Source organism: Herbaspirillum sp. C7C2, assembly GCF_022627865.1.
In the GTDB taxonomy this organism is placed as follows: Bacteria; Pseudomonadota; Gammaproteobacteria; order Burkholderiales; family Burkholderiaceae_D; genus Herbaspirillum; species Herbaspirillum frisingense.
Window position 1 is genome coordinate 1 of the sequence record NZ_JABXGI010000039.1, and the last position, 18,310, is coordinate 18,310.

General features: G+C 60.1%; 16 protein-coding genes. 5 read left to right on the forward strand and 11 right to left on the reverse strand.

Annotation, left to right across the window (positions count from 1 at the left end; translation table 11 throughout):
- The coding region (locus tag HWE04_RS23995; RefSeq protein WP_241813901.1) for a 4Fe-4S dicluster domain-containing protein at window positions 1–213 on the forward strand (213 nt) is incomplete at its 5' end.
- Window positions 214–227: 14 nt separating this feature from the next.
- Here HWE04_RS23995 and HWE04_RS24000 read toward each other — a convergent pair.
- The 9 genes from HWE04_RS24000 to HWE04_RS24040 all read right to left on the reverse strand — a co-directional run bounded on the left by HWE04_RS24000 (window position 228) and on the right by HWE04_RS24040 (window position 9,077).
- A complete protein-coding gene (locus HWE04_RS24000; protein ID WP_006713244.1) occupies window positions 228–1,073 on the reverse strand; it encodes a DMT family transporter in 846 nt (281 codons plus the stop codon).
- Window positions 1,070–1,747 carry a tRNA (guanine(46)-N(7))-methyltransferase TrmB gene (trmB, locus tag HWE04_RS24005; protein ID WP_006713245.1) on the reverse strand — a complete coding sequence of 226 codons (678 nt, stop codon included), beginning with the start codon at window positions 1,745–1,747 and terminating at the stop codon, window positions 1,070–1,072. Before trmB ends, HWE04_RS24000 begins: the two co-directional genes overlap by 4 nt.
- Window positions 1,748–1,889: 142 nt before the next feature.
- Entirely contained in the window at window positions 1,890–2,147 is a 258-nt protein-coding gene (locus HWE04_RS24010; RefSeq protein ID WP_006713246.1) for a BTH_I0359 family protein, read from the reverse strand.
- A gap of 509 nt (window positions 2,148–2,656) precedes the next feature.
- Complete coding sequence (locus tag HWE04_RS24015; protein ID WP_006713247.1) at window positions 2,657–3,406, reverse strand: response regulator; 750 nt, start codon at window positions 3,404–3,406, stop codon at window positions 2,657–2,659.
- Window positions 3,407–3,558: 152 nt separating this feature from the next.
- Window positions 3,559–5,853: a sensor histidine kinase gene (locus HWE04_RS24020; RefSeq protein ID WP_006713248.1), complete on the reverse strand. Its 2,295-nt coding sequence runs from the start codon at window positions 5,851–5,853 to the stop codon at window positions 3,559–3,561.
- Entirely contained in the window at window positions 5,850–6,473 is a 624-nt protein-coding gene (locus HWE04_RS24025) for a DUF4390 domain-containing protein (protein ID WP_241813902.1), read from the reverse strand. Before HWE04_RS24025 ends, HWE04_RS24020 begins: the two co-directional genes overlap by 4 nt.
- A complete protein-coding gene (gene rsmB, locus HWE04_RS24030; RefSeq protein ID WP_241813903.1) occupies window positions 6,470–7,795 on the reverse strand; it encodes a 16S rRNA (cytosine(967)-C(5))-methyltransferase RsmB in 1,326 nt (441 codons plus the stop codon). The genes HWE04_RS24025 and rsmB overlap by 4 nt, the downstream gene beginning before the upstream one ends.
- A gap of 232 nt (window positions 7,796–8,027) precedes the next feature.
- Window positions 8,028–8,372: a DUF1840 domain-containing protein gene (locus HWE04_RS24035; protein ID WP_006713251.1), complete on the reverse strand. Its 345-nt coding sequence runs from the start codon at window positions 8,370–8,372 to the stop codon at window positions 8,028–8,030.
- Between the two features lie 177 nt (window positions 8,373–8,549).
- Window positions 8,550–9,077, reverse strand: coding sequence for a hypothetical protein (locus HWE04_RS24040; RefSeq protein ID WP_241813904.1), 528 nt, complete (start codon window positions 9,075–9,077; stop codon window positions 8,550–8,552).
- Window positions 9,078–9,218: 141 nt separating this feature from the next.
- Here HWE04_RS24040 and HWE04_RS24045 point away from each other — a divergent pair, with 141 nt between their 5' ends.
- The gene (locus tag HWE04_RS24045; RefSeq protein WP_241813905.1) at window positions 9,219–11,225 is read left to right on the forward strand and encodes an OPT family oligopeptide transporter; all 2,007 of its coding nucleotides are present in this window, start codon (window positions 9,219–9,221) and stop codon (window positions 11,223–11,225) included.
- An 8-nt stretch (window positions 11,226–11,233) separates the two neighbouring features.
- On the opposite strand, the gene HWE04_RS24050 is transcribed toward HWE04_RS24045, so the two are convergent.
- Together HWE04_RS24050 and HWE04_RS24055 are read right to left on the reverse strand one after the other, a co-directional pair.
- Window positions 11,234–11,866: a LysE family translocator gene (locus HWE04_RS24050; RefSeq protein WP_241813906.1), complete on the reverse strand. Its 633-nt coding sequence runs from the start codon at window positions 11,864–11,866 to the stop codon at window positions 11,234–11,236.
- Between the two features lie 143 nt (window positions 11,867–12,009).
- Entirely contained in the window at window positions 12,010–13,380 is a 1,371-nt protein-coding gene (locus HWE04_RS24055) for a YifB family Mg chelatase-like AAA ATPase (RefSeq protein ID WP_241813907.1), read from the reverse strand.
- Window positions 13,381–13,464: 84 nt separating this feature from the next.
- On the opposite strand from HWE04_RS24055, the gene HWE04_RS24060 reads away from it, so the two are divergent.
- The 3 genes from HWE04_RS24060 to HWE04_RS24070 all read left to right on the forward strand — a co-directional run bounded on the left by HWE04_RS24060 (window position 13,465) and on the right by HWE04_RS24070 (window position 18,238).
- The gene (locus HWE04_RS24060) at window positions 13,465–15,384 is read left to right on the forward strand and encodes a hypothetical protein (RefSeq protein ID WP_241813908.1); all 1,920 of its coding nucleotides are present in this window, start codon (window positions 13,465–13,467) and stop codon (window positions 15,382–15,384) included.
- A gap of 290 nt (window positions 15,385–15,674) precedes the next feature.
- A complete protein-coding gene (locus HWE04_RS24065) occupies window positions 15,675–17,618 on the forward strand; it encodes a hypothetical protein (protein ID WP_241813909.1) in 1,944 nt (647 codons plus the stop codon).
- Window positions 17,615–18,238, forward strand: a complete 624-nt coding sequence (locus HWE04_RS24070) for a hypothetical protein (protein ID WP_241813910.1) — start codon at window positions 17,615–17,617, stop codon at window positions 18,236–18,238. Before HWE04_RS24065 ends, HWE04_RS24070 begins: the two co-directional genes overlap by 4 nt.
- Window positions 18,239–18,310: the final 72 nt, after the last annotated feature.

The window sequence follows — 18,310 nt, forward strand, 5'->3', positions numbered from 1 at the left end:
CAGATCAACCTGGCCAAGTACGCCGGCCCGGAAGCACGCTACTGCCCGGCAGGTGTCTATGAATTCGTCAAGAACGAGGACAACACCGACCGCCTGCAGATCAACGCCCAGAACTGCGTGCACTGCAAGACCTGCGATATCAAGGACCCGACGCAGAACATCGTCTGGGTCACGCCTGAAGGCGGCGGCGGGCCGAATTATTCAGGGATGTAGCCGCCGGCGATCGCTCAATGATGCGCGCCCAGCACCACCGCACCCGCGGCGATGACCAGGCAGGACAATACGCGCCGCAGGGTGAGCTTTTCGCCCAGGAAGAGGGCGCCGATCAGGAGCGCGAACAGTACCGAGGTTTCGCGCAGGGCGGAGACCATGCCCATGGGCGCCAGCGTGACCGCCCAGATCACGATGCCATAGGCCAGTAGCGACATGACACCACCGGCCAGGCCGATCCAGGTTTCCTTCTGCGACAGCACGAGCGGGGAGCGGCCGTGCTTGCGGTGGTAGATCAGGGCCAGCGGGATGCTGTCCAGTACGAACAGCCAGCCGGCATAGCCGATGGCATCACCCGCCAGGCGCGCTCCAATGCCGTCGGTGATGGTATAGGCGGCGATGAAGGCGCCGGTGGCCAATGCCGCCAGCGGGCCGGAGAGGTGCTCGCGACTGCGCATGGCGCGCAGATTGGCCAGGCTGACGATGCCGGCCGATACCAGGGCGATGCCGATGACGGTGGTGCTGCCCAGTTGTTCAGCTGCGAACAGGGCTGCGCCCAATGCCACCAGCAGGGGCGAGGAGCCGCGGGCGATCGGGTAGGACTGGCCGAAGTCGCCGATCCGGTAGGCGCGGATCAGGAACAGGTTGTAGCCGGTGTGCAGCAGGCCTGAGAGGACGATGTAGAACCAGCTGGCCGCGTCCGGGAGCGGTCGCCACAGAACCAGCGGGAGGGCACCGAGGCCGGCGCCGATGGTCATCAGCGACAGCGAGGCCAGGCGGTCATGGCTGCTCTTGAGCAGGGCGTTCCAGGAGGCGTGCAGGAGGGCTGCGGCCAGCACCAGGCCGATGACGCCGAGGCTCATGTCGCCCGCCCCTGGTCGAGATCGGCCACGCAGCGCCACAGCGCATGGCCGGAGGCCAGGTACTTGCGCTCGAAGGGGGTGATCGGTGCGGCGGGATGCCAGGCCTGGGCCTGGACGGACAGGCCGCTCAACTGGTTCAGCGCGGCGGCGAATTCCTCGACATAGATGCGCCAGTTGCTGCGGCATTCGATCTGGCCGCCCAGGGCCACGATGCTGGGAAACACCGCATGCCCCGGCCAGCGTCGCGCCAGGTGGCCGATCTTGGGCCAGGGGTTGGGATAGAGCAGGTAATGCCGGGCCGGGCGCAGTCCGGTCTGCTGCGCCAGGCGCCAGTAATCGACCAGGTCGGCGCGCACGAAGCAGAGGTTCTCCGGCTGCGGGCCGTCCCAGTGGGTGTTGCGCGCCAGGCGGTCGGCCGACTGGTCGATGCCGATGACAAAATGATCAGGGTATTGCGTGGCCAGGTTGAGAGTGGACAGACCCACGCCGCAACCGGTATCGAGGATCAGCGGTGCCGCACCGGCCGACTGCCAGGCGTGCATGCTGGCGTCGAAGGCGCGCTGGTTGTAGTCCGTAACGGGTTTGCGGAAGGGATGCTGGGCATGGCGGGCGACCAGTTCGGCCAGTTGCTCATGTACGCCGGTCTGGGCGCTGCTGATGGGCGAGGAATTCACGAAAAACCAGGGATGGGCGACAAAGCGCCATTTTAATGGACTCTGCGCGTGGCACGCCGGCAGCAAGCTGACCTGGAAATAAAAACGCCGCGCTGGCGGCGCGGCGTGGATCACCGGGTTGAACCCGGGATGATGGACCCGATCAGTGCAAGGTCATGGGATGACGCATCATCACGTCGTAGCGGCTCAGGAAGTTGTCGATGTCTTCCATGGTCGGCTCGGAGGCGATCAGCTCCTGAACGTCCTTGCGGAACAGTTCGGCGGCCGGGCCATCGATGTAGATTTCGCGCTGGCCGGACTTGTCCATGATCTCGTAACCGCCGAAGCGCAAGGCTTCGTGGTCGGTATCGGCACCGAATTCGACGACGCTGTACTGCTCGCTGTTGTAGATCAGGTTCATAGTGACTCCTTATGCTGGAATACTGCTTCGAAAAGGAAGTGGCGCCATCACCGTCAATTTCAAGGCCCTTGCGGGCCGCTGGTGCGTTTCTGCTGCTTCGATACAGCTCTTTCGGGGAACGCCGCGTCGCTTGCGTTCCTGAGTCTGGTTACGGCAGGGAGGGCGGAAAACTTTGGCCCCTGTCGTGTTCCTTGCCTGCAAGTCATGCAATCCACACAAAATTCCATGGCTGGGGGCTTGCACCTGCACTTGCCTGCTGAGGGTAGATGACGCGCCGCCGTGGAAGTTCATCGATGGCGCGCCCAGCCAGCGTATCCATTGCAACCGGGCAAGCCCTGTCCCATGACTGCAGGATGCCGCTGTCAGCGGGAAAAGAACATCAGGAAATTTCTGAGCCCGCCGCCGGACGAACCCAGAGTAGCAAAAGAAACGGGACCGCGCTGCGATCCCGTTCTGTACTGCCTGATGGTGGGTGGACAGTGGCGTCCTGTCCAGTGGACTCGGTTGGCTCAGTGATTCTTGCGCGCCAGCTTGCCCGGTTCCACGCCCAGTTGCTTGAGCTTGCGGTAGAGGTGGGTGCGCTCCAGGCCGGTGCGTTCGGCCACCCGTGTCATGCTGCCGTTCTCGCGCACCAGGTGGTATTCGAAATAGGCGCGTTCGAAGGCGTCGCGGGCTTCGCGCAGGGGCAGGTCGAAGGAGATGTTGGCGGCGTTGTCGGCCACCTGGCCGAACGGTGCGGCGGCCGGTGTGCCGTGGTGCAGCGCTTCGCTGCCCATGGCCGGGGCGTAGGCGGCCACCGGTGCCACATGTTCTGGCGAGTGCAGGCTGTCGCCGGCGCCATTGGCCACGGCGGCCACCGGTGCCGGACGATAGCTGGCCGGACGCACCGCCTCGCGGCTGTGCGAGAGACCCTGTTGCACGGCCTTGAGCAGCTTTTGCAGGGCGATCGGCTTTTCCAGGAAATTCAGCGCACCGATGCGGGTGGCCTCGACGGCCGTATCGATGGTGGCATGCCCGGACATCATGATGACCGGCATGGTCAACAGACCGTCGCGCTGCCATTCCTTGAGCAACGTGACGCCGTCGGTATCGGGCATCCAGATATCGAGCAGCACGAGGTCGGGTACTCCGGCCTGGCGAAGCTCGCGTGCCTGCTGCGCGTTTTCCGCAGTGGTCACGACATGTCCCTCATCGCCCAGAATTTCTGAGAGCAATTCGCGGATACCCATTTCGTCATCGACGACCAGGATGTTTGCCATGTGCTGCTTTCCTCGCTGCTAGTTCATTGTCCAAGTTTTCGATCTTGTTCCGGGCCGGCCTGCTCAACGCGGCGTTAGCGAGCAGGCCTTGATGAACTGCCAGGTCCCCCCGGCGTAGTGCTTTCGAATCTTGAGCCGTAGGGTCGGTTTCCCTATGAAACCGTCTCTTGATCAATAGATGCTAACTTTACCAGCAAAATTACAATTTTTGCGCCTCTGCCCTCTGTACGGTTCTGTATATCGATACGACCGCCGTGTTCTTCGACGATTTTCTTGACCATCGCCAGCCCCAGGCCGGTTCCCTTGGTCTTGGATGTGACGTAGGGCTCGAAGGCACGGGCCAGGATCTTGGCCGAGAAACCGGGGCCGTTATCCATGATCGACAGCCGCACCGCCGGCTGGCGCTGGCCGTTGGCGGCGGCGATGTCGATCTGCTCGGTCAGCACGTCGATGCGTGGCGCTTCCTGGCCATCGTCGGCCACCGCATCCTGGGCGTTCTGCAGGAGGTTGTGGATGACCTGGCGCATCTGGGTGGCATCCCCCAGGACCTTGGCCATCTGCGGTGCCAGGCGGGCGTGGATCACGTCGCGACCGTCGCCGCTGAGGTAGAGGTTGAGGATTTCCTCGATCAGCGCGTTCAGGTCCAGTGCTACCGGCTTGGCCGGCGGGGTGCGGGCATAGTCGCGGAAGTCGTCGACCATGCGCTTCATGGCCGTGACCTGGTTGACGATGGTGGTGGTGCCTTTTTCCAGGATGGCGGCATCCCCCGGCATGAGCTTGTCCGACAGGCGGTGCTGCAGGCGTTCGGCCGAGAGCTGGATGGGCGTGAGCGGGTTCTTGATCTCGTGCGCCAGGCGGCGCGCCACCTCGCCCCAGGCGATCGAGCGCTGGGCGGAGATGACGTTGCTGATGTCGTCGAACACCACCACGTAGCCCACCCCGTTTTCCACTGGCAGGTGCGAGCCGCGCGCCAGCAGGGTCAGCTTGTCGTGGTCGGGCTTGCCGCCTTGCTCGTCATTGGCCTCGAAGCTCACGCCGGGCTGGCGCGACAGTTCGAACTGCCGCTGCCAGTGCAGGCCGTCGCCGGCTTCACCGCTGTGCTGGGCCAGTTGCTCGGAGAAGGCGCGGATGATGGCCTGGGCGAAGGGGGCCTGGCTTTCGATGGTCTGCAGCGGGGTGCCGATGTTGGCCGAGAAGTCATAGCCCAGGATGCGCCGCACCGAATCGTTGGCGCTGACGATGTTGAACTGGCCATCCAGCACCATCACCCCGGCCGACATGTTGGCCAGCACCGATTCCAGGTAGGCCTTGGCGTTTTCCAGTTCGGCGCGGTTCTTTTCGACGGAGGTCCGGGCTTCCAGCAACTGGCGCGTCATCGTATTGAACGATTGCGTCAGCGTCCCCAGTTCGTCGGAGGTACTGACGATGGGCCGTGGCGAGAGATTGCCCTCGGCCACCGCCTTGGTGCCTTCGGCCAGCAGCAGCAGCGGTTTGGCGAGGTCGCTGGCGATCAGGAAGGCACTGGCGATGGCCGCGAAGATGGCCAGCAGCAGCGTGAGCGTGAGCGTGACCAGGTAGATCTTGCGCAGGCCGGACCGCGAGACCGAGCGCTGCTGGTATTCGTTGTAGGCCAGCCTGAGCGTTTCGGCATTGGTGGCGAGGTAATCCGGGACCGGCTGCAGGATCTGCAGGTAGCGCGTCTCGCTTTGCAAGGACAGCCCGCGACTGGGCGCCGGGACCAGCACCACCACGTGCAGCCGCAGGTTGCCATCGGTATCGGATTCGCCGATGCTGGGGCGGGCATCGTCGCTTTCCACTGCCGAGAAGGCCCGCGAGACCCGTGCCTGGCGCATTGCCTGGGTGCTGGGTAGCACCGGCGTGAGCGAGCCGATGGCGCCGCCCACGGTACTCATCACCTGGCCGTTGCCATTGACGATGGTGATTTCCATGTTCTGGTCACGCTGGCGGGAGAGGTAGGTCACCTGCTCGGAGTCGCTCATGTCCGACAGTTCCTGGGCGATGCCGCGTGCCCGCGAGACCAGATCCGACAGCGAGGAGTCGAGGGCATTGCGGCCCAGGTTCAGGCCTGACTCCAGCGCCGCTTCCATGCGCACGTCGAACCAGGATTCGATGGAGCGCGACACGAACTGCACCGACATCAGGTAGATCACCGCGCCCGGGACGATGCCCACCAGTGCGAACATCAGCACCAGTCGCGCCAGCAGCTTGGAGCCGAACTTGCCGCGCCGGTAGCGCTTGTAGAGCCGGCCCAGCAGCAGCAGCACCAGGCCCAGCAGCGAGATGGCGGCCAGGCCGTTGAGGAACAGCAGCCACGGGTAGTGCTGCTCGAAGAGGGCGGAATTTTCGGAGGCTGAGGCCAGCAGGAACAGCAGGATGCTGATGACGCCCCCGCCGACCACCAGCAGATAGCGTAAGGTGCGGCTCATTCGGGTTTGTAGGTGAATTCGATCCAGTCGGAGGACAGGCGCCAGTCGCTATTGTTGAGCGCATTGACCTGGAAGGGCTTGGGCAGCTGCGCCACGTCCAGGCGCATGCGCAGGCCGACCTGGTAGGCGTCGCCGGCTTTGAGGGTGTTGCTGTCGGCAATGATCCAGCGCGGCGGGCGGCGGATCAGCGTCATCGCGTCCTCCAGGTTGCTGAAGCTCTGCTGCAACTGGCCGCTGATGGCGGTGTGGTATTGCCGGGTCAGCACGTTATAGGACACGCGTACCGTGCGTGTGGCCGAGACGCTGGTTTCGTCGAACCAGTACCAGCGCCGCCGCGTGAGCTGGACTTCGGTCGTGAAGTACAGCGGCACGCCGCGTGAAAGCGCGTCTTCCAGGCCGCGATTCAATTCGAAGTCATAGGACACCGACAGGCGATAGCCCTGGTCGCTGGCTTCGATGCTGGCCTGGCTGACGGTGATCTCGGCGGCCCGGGCGGTGAGGGTGGAACAGGCCAGCAGCACCGCCAGCAGCCATGGCAGCACGCTGCGCAGCAGTCGGGCGCCGCCCGTGGTCAGGCTGCGTGCTAGAGAGGGGAGGAGGGCCGATTGCGTCAAATTCATGCACCAGGTTTTTGGAACAGCGCATAGAACAGGCCATCGTGGTCGGCGTCTGCTTCTGCGTCTGCGGTCGGCAATAGTTGACCGGGAGCGGGCAACCGGATGGCATTGTGTTTCTGCGCGAAGGCGATCGCTTGCTGCTCCGATTCCTGGGGCCACAGCGAGCAGGTTACGAGCAGCAATTTACCATTCGGTCGCAGCATCTGCCAAAGCTTGTCCAGAATTTGCGCAGAAAGTGTTGCAAGCTGCGCGGTGTCGGTCTTGCGGCGCAGCCAGCGGATATCCGGGTGGCGCCGCACGATGCCGGAAGCCGTGCACGGCACGTCGGCCAGGATGCGGTCGAAGGGCTGGCCGTCCCACCAGTCGTCCTGGCGGGCGTCCCCGGTGACGAGGCTGGCCCGCAGGTGCAGACGTTCGAGGTTTTCGGCGATGCGTTGCAGGCGGCGGCTATCGTGATCCAGCGCCAGCAGGTCGAGATCGGCCAGTTCCAGCAGGTGGCCAGTCTTGCCGCCGGGCGCGGCACAGGCGTCCAGCACGCGCATGCCGTCGGCCACATCCAGCAGCGGCGCGGCCAGCTGGGCAGCGGCGTCCTGTACCGAAACCACGCCCGCGGCGAAACCGGGAATCTGCTGCACCGGTGTCGGCTGGTCCAGCCGCACCGCATAGGGACCGACCTGGCGCGCGCCGATGCCGGCCTGCTGCAGCTCTGCCAGATACTCGGCGACGCTGGCGCGGCGGCGGTTCACGCGCAAGGTCAGCGGTGGCGCCTGGTTGCCGGCATGCAGGATGGCCTGCCATTGCTCGGGGTAGGCAGCCTTGAGACGGTCGATCCACCAGGTGGGATAGTTCCAGGTCCCTGGCGGGGTCTTGGTGGCCTGCGGCATCAGCGCCGCCTTCTCGCGCAGGAAGCGGCGCAGGATGGCATTGACCACGCCCTTGGCAAAGCTCATCTCGGGGCTGATGGCGGCCGCTTCGACGGCCTGGTTGACCACGGTGAAGCTGTCATAGCCGGCCTCGTCATCTTCCACCAGCAGCGCCAGGGCGCTCACCAGCAGGCCGTGGAGCACGTCAGGCTGGGGCGGCTTGTTGGCCAAGAGGCTCAGCAGGGCATCGGTCAGGCCCAGTCGGCGCATGGCGCGGTAGCTCAGGTCCTGGATGGCCCCGCGGGCCGGCGCCGGGGCGTCGCTACGGGCAAAAATCTGTGCCAGGGCCTGGGGCAGGGCATGACCGGCACGCACGGCGGCCACGGCCTGGGCCGCGTAGGCCAGCTGGTACGCCAGCGAATCGGCCTTGGCCGAGGGAGAGAGAAGGGAAATCTGGATCACGTCTATGCTTGTCTAGGAGGCCCGTTGCAGACCGGAGTTGCGCCTTGGCAATGGCTTGCGGTATTGGCGGCGGTCATGGGTCGGCGAAAGGGCGCGGGCCGCCAGTGTACCAGCCGCCAAGGTGTCCTACACCTGTCGGTGTGGCGGGGTAACCTGGCCGGCACCAATAAAAAACGGCTGCCGCGGTGGATGATCGCGGCAGCCGTCTTGACTGGCAGGGGGCGTAACGGGGTCAGACGCCCCAGAGGATGTCGTAGCCGCCCTTCTTGGCCTCGCGCAGCATGTCCAGCAGCGGATAGGCGCGCGCCGAGAAGCTGACGGCCTCGATCTTTTCGTGGTTGTGGTCGTCGGTGTCGGCGTTGTGGTGGGCGTTGACATCGCGCGCCAGGGCTTCAGCCGCTTCGTGCGCCTTGCTGGCATTGATCTGCTGTTCCAGCAGGGTGACGGCGTCACCGGCCTCGGCCGCGGTGATCACGCCGCGTGCGGGATCCTTGTGCAGCAGGTCCAGGATGGGTTTGGCGTGTGATTCGTACATCACCACATCGGCAGCCGCTTTTGATTTGAATGTAATCAGCATATTTCCTCAGGGTCTTTGATTGAAAACGTTTCTTCGGGCGCGGCCGCTTGGGCCGGGCCATGGTGGAAATGCGCTGCAGACTGCATCCGCATTCCTGCGGGATTGCCCGTTTGGAGTGACGGGCAGCGACAAGAATACTCCGGTCGCCTGATTTCTGTCATCTTGCAATGGCCCCGCTCAGCTTGGTTTGAAAGAGCTGAAAAAGGTTTCAATGTTTTCCTCGGTGAAGGCCTTTTCATCGCCCACGATGAGGATCTGGTACACCCGCCGCTCACGGGCGACCAGGCGCGCCACCAACCGCAGCGGCCGACCGCGGGAGACGCCTCGGGCGTCCAGATCGACGGTGCGCGCAAAGCCTTCGGTCTTGCCCGGCCAGGCCGCACCTGACTGAACCTGACCACCGATGTTGTTGAGCAGGGCCGTGCGCATGGCGTCCAGCGCCCGGCTGGCGCTGGCGGCGTCGGGCAATTCAGCAGTGCCGGCGGCGAAGGTCAGGCCGTCCACCTCGGCGGCGGTCATGCTCATCTCCACCTTGGGGCCGTCCAGATCGACCGGGCGCGTGACGCTGGCCGGCTTGGCCGGTAGCAGCACCACAAAATGAGCGCCGTTGTCACTGGTTTCGCGCCAGTTGTAGCGCGGCGAACAGGCCGCCAGGCACATGCAGGCCAGGCTCAGGGAGACGAGGGCGACGCGGACAGGGCGCATGGGGCAGACCGGAATGGAAGGGCGTCCATCATAGCAAAGGCATCAGGCCCGACCCGGGCTGCTGAAAAAGCGCCATTGTCTGATGGCCGGCCGGCAATTCTTGCGGTATAAGAACGCATCCCAACGGAACCCTCTACGGATATGCAAAACGACAACCAAACCAGCCTGCCGGAACTGACGCTGCGCGGCATGCTGCTGGGCGCATTGATCACGGTGGTATTTACCGCCTCGAACGTCTATCTCGGGCTGAAGGTCGGCCTGACCTTCTCGTCGGCGATTCCCGCCGCCGTGATCTCGATGGCGGTGCTGCGCCTGTTCAGCAATGCCAACATCCTCGAAAACAATATGGTGCAGACCCAGGCCTCGGCGGCCGGCACCCTGTCCTCGATCATCTTCATCCTGCCCGGACTGGTGATGATGGGGCACTGGCAGGGCTTCCCCTTCCTGCAGACGCTGGGCATCTGTGCTGCCGGCGGCATGCTGGGCGTGATGTTTTCCATCCCGCTGCGGCGGGTGATGGTGGTGCAAAGCGCGCTGCCCTACCCCGAGGGCGTGGCGGCGGCCGAAATCCTGCGGGTGGGCAGCGCCGACGCCGATGGCGGCGAGGAGACCCGCCGCGGGCTGCGGGACATTCTCTTCGGCGGCACCCTGGCGGCCGCCTTCAGCGTCATCGCTAGCGGCCTGAAGCTGTTCGCCGAGAGCATCAGCGTGTGGCTCACTGCCGGTGCCTCGGTGGTAAGGCTGACGATGGGCTTTTCGCTGGCGCTTGTCGGCGCGGGATACATGATCGGCATCGTCTCCGGCATTGCCATCCTGATCGGCATGGTCCTGGCCTGGGGCGTGGCCGTGCCGTACCTGACCGCGGTGACCCCGCATGCTGCCGGCGTGGCGCTGTCCGACTTCGCCAACGGGCTCTGGAAAAGCCAGGTGCGTTTCATCGGCGCCGGCATGATCGGCGTGGCGGCGATCTGGACCCTGGTGACGCTCTTCAAGCCCATGCTGGAAGGCGTCAAGGCCTCGCTGTCGACGCTGGCGCGCCGCCAGCAGGGTAGCACCGAGCGCACCGACCAGGACATGTCGCCGCGCTGGATCATCGTCATCAGCCTGGCCATGATCGCGCTGCTGGCGGTGGTGTTTGCCTCGTTCCTCTCGGGTACGCCGGTGACGGCGGGCCTGTTCATCGGACTGGTCGTCTATGCGGTGGTGTTCGCCTTCGTGTTCGGTTTTCTGGTCGCGGCCGCTTGCGGTTACATGGCCGGGCTGATCGGTTCTTCGTCCAGCCCGATTTCCGGGATTGGCATCGTCGCCGTGATCCTGGTGTCGGTCCTGCTGCTGGTCTCGGGGGCGGTCGATCCGCTGCTGGCCACGCCTGAAGGCGGCAAGCTGGCCATTGCCGTGGCCTTGTTCGTGACGGCCGCCATCATTGCCGTGGCCGCCATCGCCAACGACAACCTGCAGGATCTCAAGACAGGCCAACTGGTCGGTGCCACGCCATGGCGCCAGCAGGTGGCGTTGCTGGTCGGTTGCGTGGTGGGTGCGCTGATCATCCCGCCGGTACTGAACCTGCTGTACAACGCCTACGGTTTCACCGGCGCCTTGCCGAGAGCCGGCATGGATGCGGCACAGGCGCTGGCGGCACCGCAGGCGACCCTGATGACGGCGATCGCCACCGGCATCTTCACCCGTGAGCTCAACTGGACCATGCTGGGTGTGGGAGTGGCGCTGGGCATCGTGCTGATCGTGATCGACTGGCTGCTGGCGCGTCGTGGCGGTGTGGCGCGCCTGCCGGTACTGGCGGTGGGCATCGGCATCTATCTGCCGCCGATGGTCAGCAGCGCCCTGTTCCTGGGCGCGGTACTGGGCTGGCTGGTCGAACGCGGCCTGCGCCGCCGCGCCCGGGCTGCCGGCGCCGACTTCGACGCCTATGCCGACAAGCCGCGTCAGCGCGGCATCCTGGTGGCTTCCGGCCTGATCGTCGGCGAAAGCCTGGTCGGGGTGCTGCTGGCCGCCGTGATCGGCTTCACCGGCAAGGATGCGCCACTGGCGCTGGTGTCGGGCGACTTCGAGTCCACCGGTCAATGGCTGGGACTGGCCGCGCTGGTGCTGATTTTGGTGGCCTTCGTACGGCGCATCATGCCGGCGCGCTGAGTACAAGCCTAGCGGCGGCTCTCCACCAGCATGCGCAAGGCCAGCCCGGCCAGCACCGTGCCCATCAGCCAGCGCTGTACCAGTTGCCAGCCCGGACGCGCGGCCAGCAAGGCCGAGATGGACGCCGCCGAGAGCGTGATCATGGCATTGACGCTCACACCCACCACGATCTGGGTCATGCCCAGCGCCAGCGATTGCCCCAGTACGCTGCCTTGGTCCGCATGGATGAATTGCGGCAGCAGGGACAGGTACATCACGGCGATCTTGGGATTGAGCAGGCTGGTCACCAGGCCCATGGCAAAGAGCTTGCGCGGGCTGTCCGGCGGCAACTCGCGCAAGGCGAAGGGGGAGCGCCCACCCGGCCGCAACGCCTGCCAGGCCAGGTAGAGCAGGTAGGCCGCGCCACCCAGGCGCAGCGCGTCATAGGCCAGGGGCACCGCCATCACCAGCGCGGTGATGCCGCCTGCCGCACAGAGCATATAGAAGACCGATCCCAGCACGATGCCTCCCAGCGAGATCAGCCCGGCCTTGCGGCCCTGGCAGACCGAACGCGAAACCAGATAAAGCATGTTCGGTCCGGGCGTGAGTACCATGCCCAGGCAGATCGCGCCAAAGGCAAGCAGGGTGGAGGTGGTGGGCATGGGCGGGCTCTTTCCGGAAATGACGCGAGCGGCGTCATCGCCGCTCCAGCCATCACAGACTAGCCCGGTCAGGGCGGTCGCAACAGATACAGAGCCGCCGCATGGTCATCGCAACAGGCCCTGTCGCCGTCACCGGTGCGGCGTCACCCCGTATTGAGGGCGCGCCGGTACTGGATCGCTTCGGCAATATGCGCCGCCTGGATGGCAGGCGCGCCGGCCAGATCGGCGATGGTGCGCGCCAGCCGCAGCACGCGGTGATAGGCCCGGGCCGACCACTGCAGGCGGACCATGGCCTGCTGCAGCAGTTGCGCGCCCTCGGCGCCGGGGTCGCAATACCGGTCCACCGCGCTGCCGCTCAATTGGCTGTTGGGCATGCCCTGGCGTTGCCATTGCCGCTCGGCGGCGGCCGCCACCCGTGCGGCGATGGCGTCACTGGATTCCCCCTGCCCAGGCGCGCCCAGCTCTGTGGGCGTCAGCGCAGCCACCTGCAATTGCATGTCGATGCGATCCAGCAGGGGGCCGGACAGGCGTTGCTGGTAGCGCTTGACCAGCTCCGGCGTGCAGCGGCAACGTCCGCTCGGGTCGGCGTAGAAGCCACATGGGCAGGGGTTCAATCGCGCGACCAACTGGAAGCGCGCGGGAAACTCCGCCTGGCGTGCCGCCCGTGAAATGACGATGTGACCCGACTCCATCGGCTGGCGCAGCACGTCGAGCACGCTGCGCGGGTATTCCGCGATTTCGTCCAGGAACAGCACCCCGTGATGGGCCAGCGAGATCTCGCCCGGGCGGGGCGTGCCACCGCCACCGACCAGCGCCACGGCGGAGGCCGTGTGATGCGGCGCGCGATAGGGGCGCTGTTTCCAGCGGGCGCTGTCGAAGTGGCCGGCCAGCGATTGGACGGCGGCCGACTCCAGCGCCTGGGCCTCGCTCATGGGCGGCAGGATACCGGCAAAACGCGTGGCCAGCATTGATTTGCCCGCCCCGGGCGGCCCCACCAGCAGGATGCTGTGGCCCCCGGCTGCCGCCACCTCCATCGCCCGCCTGGCCCGGAGCTGTCCCTTGATATCGCTGAAATCGGGGTAGGCCGGGCGCTGACCATTTGCTTCTGCCCCGGTGGCGCCTCGATGGCGCTGCAGGCGGCCGCTCTCGTCGCGGGCGCTGAAATGCGCGCATACATCCAGCAGCGACGCGGCCGGAAGGATGGTCGCCTGCTGCACCAGCGCCGCCTCGTCGGCATTGCCGGCCGGCAGGATGAAGGCGCGTTGCCGGCGGTCCGGCTCCCCGGGGTGTTGCATGGCGCAGGTCATTGCCAGTGCACCGCGGATCGGCCGCAATTGGCCCGATAGCGACAGTTCGCCGGCGTATTCATAGTCATCCAGATGGTCAGAGGGAATCTGCCCGGAGGCCGCCAGGATGCCCAGGGCGATCGGCAGGTCGAAGCGCCCGGATTCCTTGGGAAGGTCGGCAGGCGCCAGGTTGACCGTAATGCGTAATGTAGTCTCAATAAAAACCAACTGGACAAATTAGGTGAGCTCGCTATTCTTAATTATGTACTCTTTGTCGTATCAAAATTATCCAGTTCAAACTAGATAGCTGAGATGGAAAATTGCCTCAAAGTTATGTGCCACGATCGCGCCCATGGGCGCAACTACACTCAGGTTGTCGAGTTTGACTGCAAGAAATATTTTCTGAAAAGAAATTCTTGGCTCCGTCAGGTATTGCTGGGGATGAGTAGAGAGTCTGCAGTCGTGCCCGGAGAAGGCAGAGGGATACGCGCTTTCAAAAATTTGTTGGACCAATTAGTACTCCACTTTCCATGTGTTAAATATTTGCAAATGGATGTTGCCCTGGTCGGTAGACGCGAAGCAGCTGAGCTTTTCACAATGATGGAAGATGTGTTACTCGAAACCCGACATTTATTCGCACGAAGTAAGTCTGACCGGACGCTCGTGGCGTCTTCCGGCGCTTTCCGTCGCTACATGTGCGCGCGGGGCAAAGATATAGGTTTTCGCGAAGAACTTTCAGTTACGGCGATTCCATTTAAAAGCAGGTGGAAAACTAAGAGGAGTGGACGAGTCACACTCAGTGACCATGTTGCGGTGAACTCTAGAGGAGAATCCATTCCGCCCGTAGATGCGTACCCTCACAAAGATGTAAAGACTTTGAGGGAAGTTCAGTTAGCGCGTTTGCGCGCCGACGCCGCTAAGCCAATTTCGAGCTATACCGAAGAGCTCGAATTCTGGGCTGGCGTTAGAAGTAAGATCGAAGTTCTTTCGAAAAATCAATTTTCTCCTGACGAAATAAATATCGTAAAAAATTTCGTCTTGGGGCGAAAGCGAGAACATTTTCAATCCCCCATACCGTTGGAAAGATTCATTGGAGCTATCGCCTACCTCGGTGGCGAACCTGCAACTGCTCCTGTATTTCAACGTCTGGGCTTCAACGGCGCATCGGCTAAGGACCAAATAGGAAAATACTTCGATATCAGCCCGGGCCGTTGGCAAAATCAGACTGTGATGAACGTTTTATTGATCACGCAGCGGATGACCCCCCGAGAGCTAGCAGCTGCGTTCGGAATTTTGCTCTTCCACTCGGCTTGGAATTCTGATTCTCTTCGGATGATTGAACGTGAATGGATACAGCTGTGCGGCGATGGATATCAAATTGTCTCGTCCAAACCAAAAACTGGTGCAGTCACTCCTGATGTATTTATTGATAGTGAGAATCAGGGCGGACGTGCTGCGCTAGAGCTTCTTATTTGGAATCATGCCCGACAAAAGGAATTAGGTCTGATATCAGAAAATGAAGCCGGAGTCTGGTTTTCATGGCCTCGTAAAAATCACTATCCGCAAACTAAGCAGTATTCTCAAATTCATGTCGTCTTGAACGTCTTAAATGAGTTCTACGGCATTCCTCATTTCAGCATGGATCAGGTCCGAACGCATATGCTAACGATTGCATCTTATGCGGGCTCCTTTATGACAGTCCCTAAGGAAATTGCTGGCCATAGGAACCTTCATACCACGGGCGGATATTTAGAACAGGTTGTGCGCGAAAAGTTTGGAAAAGCTGTGAATCTCGAGTTCCAACGCCGCATTGAAAATACGGTAATTTTTCAGTTAGAGACTATAAAAAGTTTCCCGCGCCGGCCAAAGCAAGAATTTGTTGACGTAAAACTTCTCGTGGACGTCGGGGATGGTACATCTTGTATTGACCCTCAAAACCCCCCGGATGGGGATTGGAGAAGAAAATCAGGTTTCTGCGACGGCACTCAATGCCATGTAAGAGATGGTTGCAAAAATAATCGTATCGTAGTCACTGAGGATCGAGTTGAAGAGGTTTTTCGACTGCAAAAATTCTATCAAGCACATTGGTTAGGCCTCCTAGAAAAAAACAATGATGCCTTTGAAAAATTCCACGCGCCCGTAATGCTGTTCAATATCGCGCTAATTCACTATTTCAAGGCCAGTATTTACTGGCCAGAAATAGAGAAAATAAAAAATCGAGTTCTGGGGTGACGAAAATGCCTAGACCAGCGTCTATTTCGAAAGAGAAAAAAAACGAGGTAAGAAGCCCCCCTTTCATTGCCGAGCTCCGAAGCCTCGTTCGATCTCGTGACCTCGAAATCACCGATGACTTTGTCTTCAGAATCGTTCGTTTAGAGGCTGCAGAGGACCAAAGGCCTATTTGTGAAATCGATTTAAATCACTATGTTTTACCTCCAAATGGGATTTATTCGTTTTCTACTCCACTAGTAACAAGATCTGATCTTGTCGCTGCCCTCGCGCTAGTGGTTGACGAGTATCTCTTGACCACCGACGTCAAGACTCGGACGAGCTCAGTACGAAAAATAGTCCAGGCGTCAGTATTCTTTTTTGAGTTCATGTGGCTGCACGATACGTTACATTTGACGTCTGTAACACCTTCGTTGACGAACGAGCTGAAGAACTTGCTGCTCGGGGGGTGGCCAAACGCACTGAGGCTCGGCGAGCGGCTTCTGGCTGCGCCGCGTGATCAAGTCCTCGTAGCGCTTAAAACACAAAAAGAAGGTGGTCCCGGGAGGCACGCGCTTAGAGGTCTTATCCATACAAATTGTGATCGATGGATCCTTGTAAATAAGAACTCTATCCGTAGGCAGTTAGCAGACGGCGACGATGTAATCGAGGCCAAGGTTGATCTCAAATCGGGCACTTATTCTGAGTCGCTCGGCATTTTGAACAGACTTGCGAAAATTGAACCTCAATTCGCTCTTCCATTTTTCCCATATTCTAAAATTGGGATGCTAAAAGGAACCAATACCAGCGGCCGCACTAGAAACTTGGACTTGAGTATTGCGGTGCGCATTTTGGTTGCGTCGATGGAATGGATCTACGTAATAGGGCCCAGAATTATTCAAATAATTAGGTCCCTATGTGACGATGGAAAGCAAAAGATCGCCCAGGAAGCGAAACTAGTCGGGTTCAAATTTAAAACGCTAATTGATTTGCATCCCGCTGTAGCAGAGATACGGAGCTTGGCGGGAATCAACGTCGCGAACCTAGATATTTGCCAAGATAAGGATAAGTCTGTAAGTGTCCGCGCAATGATTACGGCACTAATTACTGCTTGTTTTTGCGCCATAGCAATAATGAATGCCCGTCGGAAGGACGAAGTAATTCATCGAAAGATCGGATTGCGCCAAGGGGATCTGACAGTGGTCGATGAAGACCTAGAACTCTATGTGGTGAACTTCTACATCGAGAAGTCATTTCGAGATCGTCTTCCTTATTACGTAAATACCGCAACAAAGGATGCGATCTTGCTCCTGCAAGAACTAGGCCTGCAGCATGACCATTTCTTGCAGCAATACCTTGGAAATGACTTTACAAAAATTGAGAGACAGAGCCTGTTTTTATACCCGCGATTAAGTAATAGACATGGCTTTAGCCCCAAGAGAAGTACCTATGTCTTCGCTTATAGAGAGCGTACGAACGACGCAGGGTTCTTCCTTAAATATGCGGTGGGTGACAGTTTTAACAGTGTTGCTTCTCATATGTTTCGGCGGGCATACTGCCTAATTATGTTCTATCGATACGAGAATGCCGACCTACAATCGCTTGCGTTGCAGTTGGGAACCAATCTTCTCACCCCTCTGATTTATCTCACCGACAGTTCCATGAGGCCCGATTTTGAAACCATTCCGTTCAAAATCCGAAAATCGATGAATGAGCTAAAGGGGGCATACCTAGCCCAGGCAAAGGAGTTGAATGATGAATATAGTGAAGTTGGTTACAAAAAGATGTTCGATGACATATGCGCTGTTTTTTCGAATGGAAAATTTTTCGGCGGTTACGAAAAATACCTTCGTCGCATAGGAACGAAGCTCACAAACATGATTGACTTCTCCGGCACAAATCTACTGGATAAGGAGAAGATGATTTTCGAAGTGGTAAAGAAGCGAGGACATTTTCCCGCTCCTTATCCCCATGGTCAGTGCATGGCCGGGGGCGCTTTGTCCGTGAAAAGCGCTAAGTGCCATTCCAAGCAGGACAAAAAATTACACCGGGAGCTCGCGTCGCCTGAGCGATGCACTGGATGCATTTTTAATTTGAGCTCAGATGACTACATCAGGAATTTGGAAGGCAATATTGCAAGTATGGAAGATGCTTTAAAAGCTCTTCCGAGCGGCTCCCTATTACGGAGCAGAGCTGAGGATGATATTCACGGGTTGGTGCGGGCGGTTGCTCTCATGAAAGAAAGGAGAAATCCTTGAATAAACTGACCAAGAAGAACAAAAATAAAACAGTGTCTGCTCATAAAAAACCTTCTATAGCGCACGTCGTCGAGAAAATTGCTAAGGAAAATATCCTGACCAAGATCCACTATCTGGAGCAGGTGGCTAGCGGCAATATAGTTAGGCGAGAGTCGGATCGAGGAAATAATGTGGTCCCCATAAAGCCTGGAAAAATTTGGGAGCTTCTTCCAAAATCTGTTCGTCAGTTTAACAAATGGTCATGGAATTCGGCTCTCGGAGACACATTTTCTTGGGAGAAAACGTTTTTGACAAATTCTCATGACACTCTCTGCCGATACCCCGAGTTAAGGCTGCGTCTGGAATCGGCACTTGATCTACTGAAAAAACTGCAACACGACGAAGGTATCAGTTCCTCCAAGAGCCCAAATAAACTAACTAGGGAACTTAAGGTTGCGATTGCAAGGCTGAAAGCTTTGGAGATGGAAAAAATTGATCGAGATTTAGAACTGCACAGAACTAGATCTGAGCTATCTATCCTCAAGGAAAAATTTGAAAGTACAAAAGCCGATTTGAAATTCGAAATTAATAAGCTTCAAGAAGAGATATCCGCTTTGCGTAGAACTGAGCAATCAAAGTGACCTGCCCCGGATTTTTCGGACCGCTGAAAATTTGAGAAGATAGCTTCCACTCGGAAAGGAAGCCATGAAAAA